The sequence below is a fragment of the Rhizobium sp. Root1334 genome, from assembly GCF_001426665.1.
Taxonomy (GTDB): Bacteria; Pseudomonadota; Alphaproteobacteria; order Rhizobiales; family Rhizobiaceae; genus Pararhizobium.
This window is the reverse complement of record NZ_LMEY01000001.1, coordinates 1,355,962-1,367,978: the sequence shown is the minus strand read 5'-3', so window position 1 is coordinate 1,367,978 and position 12,017 is coordinate 1,355,962. Positions and strand designations below refer to the sequence as shown.

The window sequence follows — 12,017 nt, the reverse complement described above, 5'->3', positions numbered from 1 at the left end:
CAAAATTCAAGAGGCACGGTAAGGGATGGCGGCCCGGATGTTACTCCGCGTCCGCCTTTGCCAACGTATCGAGTGCTGGCATCGATGTGATGTTGTAGCCGGAGTCCACATAGTGGATTTCGCCGGTAACGCCGCTCGAAAGGTCAGAAAGAAGGTAGAGCGCCGAGTTGCCGACATCCTCGATGGTGACGGTGCGGCGGAGCGGCGCGTTCTTCTGTTGCCAGGAGAGCATGGCGCGGGCATCCGAAATACCGGCGCCGGCGAGCGTGCGGATCGGACCGGCGGAGATGGCGTTGACGCGAATGCCGCGTGGGCCGTAGTCGCCGGCAAGATAGCGCACGGACGCTTCCAGGGCGGCTTTCGCGACGCCCATGACGTTGTAGTTCGGCATGATGCGGGTGGAGCCGCCATAGGTCAGCGTCAGCATCGAGCCGCCGTCGTTCATCAAGTCTGCGGCGCGCTTGGCGATTTCCGTGAAGGAGAAGCAGGAGATGACCATGGTACGGCTGAAATTGTCACGCGACGTATCGGCGTAAAGGCCCTTCAGTTCGCTCTTGTCGGAAAAGCCGATGGCGTGAACGACGAAATCGAGCTTGCCCCACTTTTCCTTGATCGCATCGATGGTCGCATCGACCGAGGCGATGTCCTCGACATCGCAGGGGATGACGAAGTCGGAGTTAAGTTCGGCGGCGAGCGGCTTTACGCGCTTGCCGAGCGCTTCGCCCTGGTAGGTGAAGGCGAGTTCAGCACCTTGACCGGCCAGCTTCTGTGCGATGCCCCACGCGATGGAGTGGCTGTTGGCGACCCCCATGATGAGGCCGCGCTTTCCGTTCATGATACCGGTCATCGACTTATCCGTTGTGGCGCTGGAAGACGAGCGTGGCATTGGTGCCGCCGAAGCCGAAGGAGTTCGACAAGACGGTGTCGATCTTGGCATTGTCGATGCGCTTGCGCACGATCGGCACGCCGTCGAATTCCGGATCGAGTTCGGTGATATGGGCGCTTTCGCCAATGAAGCCGGCCTGCATCATGAGAAGGCCGTAGATCGATTCCTGCACGCCGGCGGCGCCGAGCGAGTGACCCGTCAGCGACTTTGTCGACTGGATATGCGGGATTTTGTTGCCGAAGACTTCGCGGATGGCGCCGATTTCTTTCGAATCGCCAACCGGTGTCGAAGTGCCGTGCGTGTTGATGTAGTCGACGTCGCCCTTCACCGTTGCCAGTGCCTGGCGCATGCAGCGGATGGCGCCTTCGCCTGACGGGGCGACCATGTCGTAGCCGTCGGACGTCGCGCCGTAGCCGGTGATTTCGGCGTAAATCTTGGCGCCGCGAGCCTTGGCATGCTCCAGTTCTTCCAGAACCAGAACGCCTGCGCCACCGGCGATGACGAAGCCGTCACGCGAAACGTCGTAGGCGCGCGACGCGGTCGACGGCGTGTCGTTGTACTTGGAGGACATGGCACCCATGGCGTCGAACAGGTTCGACATGGTCCAGTCGAGGTCTTCGTGACCGCCGGCGAACATCACGTCCTGCTTGCCCCACTGGATCATTTCCATGGCGTTGCCGATGCAGTGCGCCGAGGTCGAGCACGCCGACGAGATCGAATAGTTGACGCCGTGGATTTTGAACCAGGTGGCAAGTGTCGCCGATGCTGTCGAGGACATTGCCTTCGGCACGGCAAACGGGCCGATGCGCTTGGGCGAATTGTTCTTCAGCGTGATTTCAGCAGCCTCGATCAGCGTGCGGGTGGACGGACCACCCGAGCCCATGATGATGCCGGTGCGCTCGTTGCCGCCGACATCCTTGTCTTCAAGGCCGCTGTCGGCGATCGCCTGCTTCATCGCAACATGGTTCCATGTGCCGCCCTGCGACAGGAAACGTGCGGCGCGGCGATCGACAAGCTCGGTCGTGTCGAGATTGGGTGCACCCCAGACCTGGCACTTGAAGCCGTGTTCGGCAAAATCGTTCGAAAACGAAATGCCGGATTTTGCTTCACGCAGCGACGTGGTGACTTCCTGCGCATCGTTTCCGATCGAGGAAACAATGCCCAGCCCCGTAACAACAACCCGTCTCATGTGGATGACCTCTTCTTTAATCTAGCTGAGTGCGGCTATACCGCGGTTCAGGCAGCTTTTTCTTTCGACAGACCGACGCGCAGGTCAGTTGCCTGATAGATGGTTTCACCATCGGCCTTCAACCAGCCGTCGGCTGTGCCGAGCACCAGGCGGCCACGCATGACGCGCTTGAAGTCGATGCCGTACTCGAGAAGCTTTGTGTCCGGGCGGATCATGCCCTTGAACTTCACTTCGCCGGTGGACAGCGCCATGCCGCGGCCGGGCTCGCCGAGCCAGCCGAGGAAGAAACCCGTCAGCTGCCACATGCCGTCAAGGCCAAGGCAACCCGGCATGATCGGATTGCCCTGGAAATGGCAGGGGAAATACCAGTCATCGGGACGCACGTCATATTCGGCCCGGATATAACCCTTGTCGAAGGCGCCGCCGGTTTCGGAGATGTCGGTGATGCGGTGAACCATCAGCATCGGAGGCAGGGGCAGCTGGGCATTGCCCGGGCCAAACAGTTCGCCGCGACCGCATTTCAGGATCTCTTCATAATTGAAGCTGGATTGTCTGGTCGTCATGAACTGTGGTTTCCCCGCTAGATCCGTTTTTGGTTGACTTGGTTTAGAGCAAGATGGGCGCGAATTGAAGCTCCGGCATGACCAAAGCGCGTCGTTTCGCGTATTCCTGTCTGGCCAAGCACAAGGCCTATTTCCGCCGTCGCATACATGATGGCTGCTGCAACAGCCAGAGATAATTGCCTTTTGCCCCAAGAATCAGGCGGTTTTTACCATCTTGATGCCTTGAGGGTGCTTGCTCACTATTGAAAGCATTCTCGGCAAAAGTTATATCGGCTCTGGAAGTGTGTTCTGCAATAGCTTGGAAATCTGGATCCGTCCGTATGACGACTGCCATCGAGATCTGTTCGGAAGAACGCCTGCGCCGCTCCGGCCTCAGGCCGACGCGCCAGCGCATGGCGCTTGCCGACCTGATCTTTGCCAAGGGTGACCGCCATCTGACGGTCGAGGAGTTGCACGAAGAAGCGGTGACCGCCGGTGTTCCGGTGTCGTTGGCGACAGTCTACAACACGCTGCACCAGTTCACCGAAGCCGGCATGATCCGTGTTCTGGCCGTGGAAAGTGCCAAGACCTATTTCGACACCAACGTGTCCGATCATCACCACTTCTTCGTCGAGGGCCATAACGAGGTGCTCGACATTCCGGTGAACAATATTTCGATCGGCAATCTGCCGGAGCCGCCCGAAGGCATGGAAATTGCCCATGTCGACGTGGTGATCCGCCTGCGCCGCAAGCGCGGCTAAACACTTTTCCTACATCACGTCGCCGACGGCGGATTACATCACGTCGTCGGGATGGCGGCCCGGCCGGGGATCTCCGGTTGGCAGCGTCCAGCCATATTTCAGCGCGCCGCCGCGCACCGCAAAGGCGGTCGCGACGCCGAGGCTCGATGCGACCAGCACGGATCCACCAAGCCACGTCGCGGCTGTGAACACGCCCGCTCCCGTCAGTGCCGCCGTCACATAGATTTCCGGACGCAGCAGGACGGAGGGCTCGCCAGCAAGAAGATCGCGCAGGATGCCGCCGAATGTCGCCGTCAGCATGCCGGTGACAAGCGCAACGAGGGGGGACCCCGTCGCCGCCAGCCCCTTGGCAGCCCCCATGACACTGTAGGCCGCAAGCCCGATGGCATCCAGCCAGACGAGGAACCGGTAGCGGGATTCCATCATATGCGCCGAGAAGAACACCAGAAGACCCATGCAGCCACAGACGAGCAGGTAGATCGGATTGGTGATCCAGAAGACCGGTGTCGCGCCAAGGATGACATCGCGCAACGTGCCGCCGCCGATGCCGGTGACCGAGGCGAGAAAGATATAACCAATAACATCCAGCTGCTTGCGCGAAGCGGCCAAGGCGCCGGTCGCCGCGAAAACCGCCACGCCGGCATAGTCGAGAATTTCCAGGATCGGCATTTTTCCTCCACCAGAAATCAGGCCCGCCAGACATTCGAGAAGGACCACAACGGGACGGTCACGTCAACGGCAGGTCTCAAAGCAGGTATCGCTGATTACTGCGGAAAGAGGACGTGCGTGCGGCCACTGATGAAATAGGCGAGCAGACCAGTCCATTCGCGCATCGCCGTTGTCGTTAGCTGCGCGTTCAAGGAGGGTTGGCTGAAATCAAAGCCGAGGGTCAGTTCGCCGCTGGTTCGATAGTCCACCGGCCACGGTGTTACGCCGATGCCGAGTTTGCGGAACAAACCAACGGACCGCGGCATATGGAAGGCGGACGTGATCAGGGCGCAGTTCGACAATCCATTCGCTTCCAGCAACTGTTTCGTATTGGTCGCATTCTCGAAGGTGGTGCGCGACTGGTCTTCGCGGATCAACCGGTCCGGCGCGATGCCGAAGGTCGAGAAGAAGGTGTCGGACGTCTGCGCGTCACCGTCATATTGGCCGCTGAACGAGCCGTCGCCACCCGAAACGAGAATACGTGCCGCCGGATGGGCCTGAGCCAGTTTCAATCCTTCGACGAACCGGTCGGCTGCCTGGTTGAGTTCGATGCCGCCCCGCTTGGCAATCACTTCGTTTTCGAAGGCGCCGCCGAGGATGATGATGCAGGAAAGATTGTCCGGCAGGCTTACGGGCCTTGGGATGCGGTTTTCCAGAACCTGCAGCATGACGGCGCCGGTGCTGGTGAACAGGGTGAGGAAAAGCAAGGTCACCGCAAGTCCAGACAGGAACCGGCAGAGCCACCGCCGGCCAACGGCGGCGAGGAGGAAGCTCAGGACCAGGAGAATGAAGACCAGCGACAGCGGTTGCGCAAGCAGCCAGAACAGTTTTGATGCGAGAAACATGGGGCCTGCTACCGTCTCTTCCTGGGGCATGGGGTCGGGGAGGGCGAACCTAGCAGCCCGGTCGGTATTGGCCAATGGAGTCTATTTGGAGAGTAAGAGGCCCGTGACGGCTCATTTGCCACGGGCCTTTCGGGTTGACGATGGTTCGGGCTTTCAGGCCCGGCCGAGCGTTATTGGCGCCTGAACTGCCGCCGTCTTGTTGCGCTTCAGATAGATCAGTCCGGCGGCAAGCAGGATGCCGCCGGCGATGATGGCAATGGCCAGCACCGGCCGGTAGGCAATCCAGGCGATGGCGATGACCAGAGGCCCGAGGATCAGCGTCAGGATAATAGCGATCACCGAGGTGCCGAAGCCGACGATCGACCCGACGAACGGAATGACGTCGGCAATGATACCGAGAATTGACAGCATCATGGCAAAACCGATGAACATGCCGAGCATTCCACCGCCGCGAATGAGCCAGGTGATCAGCGTGTTCTCACTCTGGGCGGCGTCGAACATCTGCGGCGCATCGACCTTTCCGGCAGCACTCAGAAACAGTTCGCGGCCATTGGAGGCCTTGTAGCCGGTGAGATTAGTCCCCGTCTGGGCGCCGACGAAGCTGGCTTCAGCGATGTCCTCGCGGCTGAAGCTGATGCGCAGGTCGCCGATGGCCGGGTTCTGGCGGTTCTGCGAAACGTAGAGGGTGGTGCCATTGGCATTGACCGGCTTGTCGGAACCGAGCGCTGCCGTGACCTGCGCGATGACACCGGGAGATAACTTGACCGGCGTCTCTGTCCCGAGATTGGCGACCGCCTTGCCATCGACCGTGAAGGCGCCGAGCGTTGCGGTCGCCACGGTGAACCGGTCCCCCTCGATCGGCATGTCAGGGTTCTGGTGCTGGTCGCTCTGTTTGAAATCGGACGAATCGACCGGGCGCGGGCGCCATTCCTTCTTGTAGCTGTAGGTGGTGACGGTCTCTTCGCCACCGCCGAGCGTCTTTTGGGTCTCGCTCTTGCTGTCTTCGATCCACTGATACATCTCTACCTGGCGGTTGAGGCCGGCAGCCCCCTCTGCCGAGACGCCCAGCATCGGATCCTCGGGCGTGCCGTCCGGTTTTACGGGGCCGGAAACATGCACGAGCTTGCCTTCATTGGCCGGATCCACGGTGCCGTTCTCGACAGAAGCGACGATACCGGCACCTTCCACCAGCGCACGATAGGTCTGGACCGAGCGGCCTTCATTCCAGGACAGAAGCCAGATCATCCCGATGACGAGGATTGGGCCGATCAACAGCCCGGCAAGGCCGCTTTTCAGCCGTGAAAACCACGACGTCTTTGTTGTTTCCGTAAAGCTCATGCTCCTTGTCCCTCTGTTGGTGCCCATCCGTCTAACGGTTGGTTCGACACACTTATTCGATGACACAGGTGCTATCAGTAAATCAGTAAAATTAGATAGAACGATCCCCCGTCGCGGTGAACACTCTTTGGGCGCTTCGCAAAGATTTCGGGGCATTCCTTTCCCGCAAGCAGAGCCGTTTTTCCATTTCATCCCTTGCCCATGATCCAACGGCTTGTATCTTGCGGCCGTGAGTTTTGTTCGGGAGGGGCGGCATGACATCGGTCAACGAAGTGTTTGGAACGGGAACGTTCGTCGGGCGCGTCTGGCGGCCGGATGTTGCGGGTCCGGCGCTGGTGGTCCTGCGCGGTGGCGATCTCATTGACATCACGTCGAAAGACGTGCCGACGATGCGCGACCTTCTGGAACTGGAGGATCCCATCGGGTTCCTCTCGGACTGTCAGGGCGAGCGCCTGTCCACCCTCGAAGCCATCATGACCGCCTCGGTGGAAGCCGCCGGCGATCTCTCGGCCATCCATCTGCTTGCCCCGTGCGATCTGCAGGCGGTCAAGGCCTGCGGTGTCACCTTCGCCCGGTCGATGATCGAGCGTGTCATTGAGGAAAAGGCTGCGGGAAATCCGGCTTTGGCCGAAACCATGCGTCAGCGCGTCACCGCCATTATCGGCGATAGCTTGCGCGACCTGAAAGCGGGATCGCCGGAGGCGGCGAAGGTGAAAGCGGCGTTGATCGAGGTCGGCGTCTGGTCGCAATATCTGGAAGTCGGTATCGGACCGGATGCAGAGGTTTTTTCCAAGGCGCAGGTCCTGGCCTCGGTCGGCTGGGGGGCGTCGGTCGGGCTGCATCCGATCTCCAAATGGAACAATCCCGAGCCGGAAATCGTGCTGGCCGTCGATAGTCAGGGACGGGTCAAGGGGGCGACGCTCGGCAACGACGTTAACCTGCGCGATGTCGAGGGCCGTTCAGCCCTGCTGCTTGGCAAGGCCAAGGACAACAATGCCTCGTCCGCCATCGGCCCGTTCATCCGTCTGTTCGACGACACCTATACGATCGACCATGTGCGCAAGGCCGACCTGTCGCTGACCATCAGCGGCCCCGACGGGTTCGTCCTCAAGGGCGCAAGCACGATGCGGGAAATCAGCCGCGATCCGCTCGACCTGGTTTTCCAGACCATCGGCCGTCATCATCAGTATCCTGATGGCTTCATGCTGTTCATGGGCACCCTGTTTGCGCCGGTCGAGGACCGCGATGCGCCTGGGCAGGGGTTTACACACAAGATCGGCGATGTCGTCACGATCTCGAATGCCGAACTGGGATCGCTGACCAATACGGTGCGGCTCTCGACCGAATGCCCGCCCTGGACGTTCGGGCCCTCCGCCCTGATGCGCAATCTGGCAGCGCGTGGATTGCTCTGATGTGTTTTCCGCGGTGAGCGTGTTTACCGGCTCTGGATGATGTCCGGTGGCTCGTTGCGCGAAAGGCGAACGGCCGAGAGAATGCCGCTCATGTAGATGCCGGTATCGACATTGATACGCCCTGTGCCAATCTCGACCCCCGCCACCGGCGTGTGGCCGTGAACGGTGACGAAGCCTTCGGCCGGGGCATCGTCCGTCAAGGCCAGCGGGCGCAGCCACAGGAGGTCTGCGTCTTTCTGGTCGGCGGGTGCGACACCCGTTTTCAGACCTGCATGGACAAAGCAGTAACCTGGGACCTGCAACATCGAGGGGAGGGATTCGAGGAAGGCGACATGCTGGACGGGAATGAGAGACCGCAGCAGTTTTTTTCTCTCCTCGCGGTCGGCTGGAAGCCTGTTCAACCCGTAGGAATACAGCGTTTCCAGGCCGCCCAACCGCAGCCAGTGGTGATCTGGAGAGGGATTGCCGAGAAAATCGAGCATGACCGCCTCGTGATTGCCGGCAAGGCAGATGCGGCGGATGCCAACGAGGGGCCGGGTCGTCAGACGGGTGAGCACGGTGGATGATTTTGGTCCGCGATCGACGTAGTCACCGAGCATGACCAGCCATTTGATGCCATCGCGCTTGCGGCTGTCCGCAACGATCAGGTCTTCCAGTCTGCCCAGAGTGTCATCGTATCCGTGCACGTCGCCGACCGCATAGATATGGTCGGGAGCCCGGTCGAAAAGGAGCTTCCTTCTTTGTTTCGGCGATGGCGCATGAGCGCCACCGCGCAGGAAATCACGGATGCCGCGGATCATCAACCGCCCCTGCCGCCACCATCTCGGCGCGATACCATTCGACGAAGCGGCGAACGCCCTCTTCCACCGAAATGGAGGGTGTAAAGCCGGTAAGGCTGTTGAGAAGATCAGGCGCTGCAAAGGTTCGGGGAACATCGCCCTGCTGCATCGGCAGCATCGAGCGGATGGCCGGGCGGCCGACGGCGGCTTCAACCGTCTCGACGAACCGCATCAGCTCGACCGGTTGCCCGCCGCCGACATTGACGACCCGGAAGGGTGCGTGGCGCGACAGGGTGTCGATTTCTTCGACGCGGTTCTCCTCTGACGGAACAACGCCCATCAGCCGGACGATGCCTTCGACGAGATCGTCGATATAGGTGAAGTCGCGGCTCATCCGGCCTTCGCCATAAATCTCGATCGGCCGGCCGTTGAGGATGCTATCGACGAACTTGAACAGTGCCATATCCGGGCGGCCCCAGGGGCCGTAAACCGTGAAGAAGCGGAAAGCGGTCGTTGGCACCTTGTAGAGATGGGCATAGCTGTGAGCCATCAACTCGCCGGACTTCTTGGTGGCGGCGTAGAGCGTCATCGGTTCGTCGGCCCGGTCGGTTTCCGCAAACGGGATCTTCTCGTTGGAGCCGTAGATCGAGGAAGTGGAGGCGAGCAACAGATGCTTGGGCTGCACGGCCTTGGCCAATTCCAGCATGTTCCAGGAGCCGATCAGGTTGGAATCGACATAGGCCTTGGGGTTTTCAAGACTGTAGCGCACGCCCGCCTGCGCAGCGAGATGGACGATGACGTCGGGTTCCCCGATCTCGGCCGCCTGATCCAGCGCCGCCTTGTCCTCAAGCATGCCGATCACGGGCCGAAAGCCGTTCGACCGGGCGAGGATCGCATGGCGCCGTTCCTTGAGGCGGACGTCATAATAGGGCGTCATTCCGTCGAAGCCGGTAACGAAGTGACCGTCGTCCAGCAGCCGCTTGGCCAGGTGAAACCCGATGAACCCTGCCGTTCCCGTGATCAGATAGCGCATACCGGCTCCTTGCTTGTCTTGTGTCGTCGCAGGCCCGTGGTGGCCCTATTGCGGCCGGCCGATGCTGGTATAAATGAAGCCGTGTTTCGTCACTTCGCCGGACTGATAGATGTTTCTGAGATCGACGAGCAGCGCTGTGTTCATCAAGGTCTTCAGGCGGGCGAGATTAAGTGCCCGGAACTCGTTCCATTCGGTGACGATCACCAGCGCGTCCGCGCCCTCCGCTGCCTCATAGGGGTTATCGGCATAGGCAATGCCGTCGATCACCTTCCTGGCGTTTTCCATACCCTCGGGATCATAACCGGTCACGATGGCGCCGGCATCGGTGAGTGCCTGGATGACCGCAATGGCCGGACTGTCGCGCATGTCGTCGGTATTCGGCTTGAAAGTGAGGCCGAGCACCGCGACCTTCTTGCCGCGCACGTCGCCGCCGGCAGCCGCGATCACCTTGCGGCCCATGGCGCGCTTGCGGTTGTCGTTGACAGAGACAACGGTCTCGATCAGGCGGACCGGGCTGTCATGATCCTGGGCGGTCTTGACCAGCGCCAGTGTGTCCTTCGGGAAGCAGGAGCCGCCATAGCCCGGACCGGCATGCAGGAATTTGCCGCCGATACGGCCATCGAGACCAATGCCGCGCGCGACTTCCTGCACGTTGGCGCCGACCTTTTCGCACAGGTCCGCCATCTCGTTGATGAAGGTGATCTTCATGGCAAGGAAGGCATTGCCGGCATATTTGATCAGTTCGGAGGTGCGGCGCGTGGTGAAGAGCAGCGGCGACTGGTTGAGATAGAGTGGCCGGTAGACTTCGGTCATCACGCTGCGGGCGCGTTCGTCGTTCAGCCCGATGACGATACGGTCGGGCCGCTTGAAGTCATCGATGGCGGCACCTTCGCGCAGGAATTCCGGGTTGGAGACCACGGCGATATCGGCATCCGGATTGGTCTCGCGCATGATCCGCTCGACCTCGTCGCCGGTGCCGACCGGCACGGTCGACTTGGTGACGATGACGGTAAAGCCGGTCACATGCGCAGCAATCTCGCGGGCGGCGTCATAGACGTAGGACAGGTCGGCATGGCCATCGCCGCGGCGTGACGGTGTTCCGACGGCGATGAAGATCACGTCGCTTTCGGACACGCTGGTGGCAAGATCGGTCGTAAAGCTCAGGCGCCCATCCTTGACATTGTCGGCGACCAGCTGCTCGAGGCCGGGTTCGAAAATCGGGATGCGTCCGGCCAGCAGCGCTTCGATCTTGCGCGCGTCCTTATCGATACAGATGACGTCATGGCCGAAATCAGCAAAACAAACGCCGGAGACAAGTCCGACATAACCGGCACCGATCATCGTGATTTTCATGGCACACTCCCAGAATGTCTCATAGCGCAGGCGGCATCGGTCAACAGCCAGGATGCACCCATAGCGGCATCCTTAGTCAAACAGATGCGCCTTGCCAATGCCGGATGTGAAGTGCCAGCGCATGGCCCACCTTGCCAGCCCGTCCCCGATGGCTAGATTGCCGCCATGACAAGAGCCACTGGCGACAAGGAAAGCAGCATGGCCGGGGCATTTCGCTGACACAACGAGCCCGCTGTCTGGCAAGGGATGCCGCCAGGCTGTCTCTGAAAACGGACGCAGAAACCGATTTCTGGCAGGAAACTTTCTACGGCTTCCACCGCGATAGCGGCCATGCCTATCTGGCCCCGATCTCTGGAGATTTCACCGTCCGCTCCGTTTTCCGTGCGGCTGACGCGCCATGATGCCGCCGTGCGCATTCAATTCCGGTTCGACCAGATCGCGTGCCATATGAGGCAGATCACGATTAATTCACAGCTCTTCAGCCGCGAACGGTCATTGAAAACTCCGAGCCGCCACGAAGCGTATTGCTGACCGTGCAGATTTCCTCTTCAGCGGCCTGCGCGATCGCATGCCGTGCTTCATCGTGAATGTCCCCCTCAATCGTCAGAACCACATTGAATTTCGCAACACGCGACAGGCCCTCGGTCGCCTTCTCGCCACTGACGTCGGCGCGGATTTCGGTCAGCCGGTCGAGTAGGCCCATCTGGCTTGCAGCGATCCGGGCGCTCATCGTCAGGCAGGCGGAGAGCGATGCATACAAAAGGTCGATCGGGTTGAAGCCGGGCTGCGACGGACCGGTGACGATCTGGATTTCGCCGCCGGTCGCGGATGTCACCTGTGGGAACCCGTGCCGGGCGAGAACAGCGGTTGCGCCTGTCGGCCTCGTTTTTGTCGTCAATTCCGCCACTTTTCTCTCCTAAAAACACATCTGGCCCATTTGATATGCAATTTTTCCTGTGTTGGAAGCAATTTTGGCTTCTGCCGCCCATAAAACCTGCTGGATTAAGTAGTCTACGGATTTTATGGAAATTTGTGTCCGCAAATGGCGCGACATCCGCAAGAGTTTTCCCGGCTGTCACCGGATAAGAGGCAATCTTGCTTGGCTGGCCGCCGCCGATTTTGCGATAACCGTTTCACACCGGGGCGGTCGCCTCATTTGACAGGACGGGAC

13 protein-coding genes are annotated in these 12,017 nt (G+C 60.5%); 3 read left to right on the top strand and 10 right to left on the bottom strand.

Annotated features, from left to right (window positions below):
• Positions 1–40 precede the first annotated feature (40 nt).
• From fabI to fabA, 3 genes are read right to left on the bottom strand one after another with little or no spacing between them, the layout of a single operon-like run.
• On the bottom strand, positions 41–847 hold the full coding sequence (gene fabI / locus ASD36_RS06680) for an enoyl-ACP reductase FabI (protein WP_060501233.1): 807 nt from the start codon (positions 845–847) through the stop codon (positions 41–43).
• A gap of 4 nt (positions 848–851) precedes the next feature.
• Complete coding sequence (fabB, locus tag ASD36_RS06675) at positions 852–2,075, bottom strand: beta-ketoacyl-ACP synthase I (protein ID WP_060501230.1); 1,224 nt, start codon at positions 2,073–2,075, stop codon at positions 852–854.
• Positions 2,076–2,122: 47 nt separating this feature from the next.
• Entirely contained in the window at positions 2,123–2,638 is a 516-nt protein-coding gene (gene fabA, locus ASD36_RS06670; protein ID WP_060501228.1) for a 3-hydroxyacyl-[acyl-carrier-protein] dehydratase FabA, read from the bottom strand.
• Between the two features lie 320 nt (positions 2,639–2,958).
• Here fabA and irrA point away from each other — a divergent pair, with 320 nt between their 5' ends.
• Positions 2,959–3,378 carry an iron response transcriptional regulator IrrA gene (irrA, locus tag ASD36_RS06665; protein ID WP_060501226.1) on the top strand — a complete coding sequence of 140 codons (420 nt, stop codon included), beginning with the start codon at positions 2,959–2,961 and terminating at the stop codon, positions 3,376–3,378.
• 33 nt (positions 3,379–3,411) lie between these two features.
• Here the strand turns inward: irrA and ASD36_RS06660 are convergent, their stop codons facing one another.
• From ASD36_RS06660 to ASD36_RS06650, 3 genes are all read right to left on the bottom strand, one after another.
• Positions 3,412–4,047 carry a trimeric intracellular cation channel family protein gene (locus ASD36_RS06660; RefSeq protein ID WP_060501224.1) on the bottom strand — a complete coding sequence of 212 codons (636 nt, stop codon included), beginning with the start codon at positions 4,045–4,047 and terminating at the stop codon, positions 3,412–3,414.
• 95 nt (positions 4,048–4,142) lie between these two features.
• Positions 4,143–4,931, bottom strand: coding sequence for a YdcF family protein (locus ASD36_RS06655; RefSeq protein WP_060501222.1), 789 nt, complete (start codon positions 4,929–4,931; stop codon positions 4,143–4,145).
• Positions 4,932–5,084: 153 nt separating this feature from the next.
• Positions 5,085–6,269, bottom strand: coding sequence for a TMEM43 family protein (locus ASD36_RS06650; protein ID WP_060501220.1), 1,185 nt, complete (start codon positions 6,267–6,269; stop codon positions 5,085–5,087).
• Positions 6,270–6,523: 254 nt separating this feature from the next.
• On the opposite strand from ASD36_RS06650, the gene ASD36_RS06645 reads away from it, so the two are divergent.
• The gene (locus ASD36_RS06645) at positions 6,524–7,681 is read left to right on the top strand and encodes a fumarylacetoacetate hydrolase family protein (RefSeq protein ID WP_060501218.1); all 1,158 of its coding nucleotides are present in this window, start codon (positions 6,524–6,526) and stop codon (positions 7,679–7,681) included.
• Positions 7,682–7,704: 23 nt separating this feature from the next.
• Here the strand turns inward: ASD36_RS06645 and ASD36_RS06640 are convergent, their stop codons facing one another.
• The 3 genes from ASD36_RS06640 to ASD36_RS06630 are packed head-to-tail and all read right to left on the bottom strand — an operon-like array spanning position 7,705 to position 10,846.
• Positions 7,705–8,481 (bottom strand): metallophosphoesterase, encoded by a 777-nt coding sequence (locus ASD36_RS06640; protein ID WP_060501216.1) that lies wholly within the window; start codon positions 8,479–8,481, stop codon positions 7,705–7,707.
• On the bottom strand, positions 8,462–9,493 hold the full coding sequence (locus tag ASD36_RS06635) for an NAD-dependent epimerase (RefSeq protein ID WP_060501214.1): 1,032 nt from the start codon (positions 9,491–9,493) through the stop codon (positions 8,462–8,464). Before ASD36_RS06635 ends, ASD36_RS06640 begins: the two co-directional genes overlap by 20 nt.
• Positions 9,494–9,538: 45 nt before the next feature.
• Positions 9,539–10,846, bottom strand: coding sequence for a UDP-glucose/GDP-mannose dehydrogenase family protein (locus tag ASD36_RS06630; RefSeq protein WP_060501212.1), 1,308 nt, complete (start codon positions 10,844–10,846; stop codon positions 9,539–9,541).
• Positions 10,847–10,977: 131 nt separating this feature from the next.
• Between ASD36_RS06630 and ASD36_RS31255 the strand changes: the two genes are divergently transcribed.
• Positions 10,978–11,247, top strand: a complete 270-nt coding sequence (locus tag ASD36_RS31255) for a DUF1349 domain-containing protein (RefSeq protein WP_244481801.1) — start codon at positions 10,978–10,980, stop codon at positions 11,245–11,247.
• A gap of 77 nt (positions 11,248–11,324) precedes the next feature.
• Here the strand turns inward: ASD36_RS31255 and ASD36_RS06620 are convergent, their stop codons facing one another.
• Positions 11,325–11,753 (bottom strand): OsmC family protein, encoded by a 429-nt coding sequence (locus tag ASD36_RS06620; RefSeq protein ID WP_060501209.1) that lies wholly within the window; start codon positions 11,751–11,753, stop codon positions 11,325–11,327.
• Between the last annotated feature and the right edge of the window lie 264 nt (positions 11,754–12,017).

Bases quoted from the DNA above. Each gene is read 5' to 3' on its own strand.
- ASD36_RS06630 (WP_060501212.1), bottom strand. From the start codon at position 10,846: ATGAAAATCACGATGATCGGTGCCGGTTATGTCGGACTTGTCTCCGGC.
- fabA (WP_060501228.1), bottom strand. From the start codon at position 2,638: ATGACGACCAGACAATCCAGCTTCAATTATGAAGAGATCCTGAAATGC.
- ASD36_RS06640 (WP_060501216.1), bottom strand. From the start codon at position 8,481: ATGATCCGCGGCATCCGTGATTTCCTGCGCGGTGGCGCTCATGCGCCA.
- ASD36_RS06650 (WP_060501220.1), bottom strand. From the start codon at position 6,269: ATGAGCTTTACGGAAACAACAAAGACGTCGTGGTTTTCACGGCTGAAA.
- fabI (WP_060501233.1), bottom strand. From the start codon at position 847: ATGACCGGTATCATGAACGGAAAGCGCGGCCTCATCATGGGGGTCGCC.
- ASD36_RS06655 (WP_060501222.1), bottom strand. From the start codon at position 4,931: ATGTTTCTCGCATCAAAACTGTTCTGGCTGCTTGCGCAACCGCTGTCG.
- ASD36_RS06635 (WP_060501214.1), bottom strand. From the start codon at position 9,493: ATGCGCTATCTGATCACGGGAACGGCAGGGTTCATCGGGTTTCACCTG.
- ASD36_RS06660 (WP_060501224.1), bottom strand. From the start codon at position 4,047: ATGCCGATCCTGGAAATTCTCGACTATGCCGGCGTGGCGGTTTTCGCG.
- fabB (WP_060501230.1), bottom strand. From the start codon at position 2,075: ATGAGACGGGTTGTTGTTACGGGGCTGGGCATTGTTTCCTCGATCGGA.
- irrA (WP_060501226.1), top strand. From the start codon at position 2,959: ATGACGACTGCCATCGAGATCTGTTCGGAAGAACGCCTGCGCCGCTCC.
- ASD36_RS06645 (WP_060501218.1), top strand. From the start codon at position 6,524: ATGACATCGGTCAACGAAGTGTTTGGAACGGGAACGTTCGTCGGGCGC.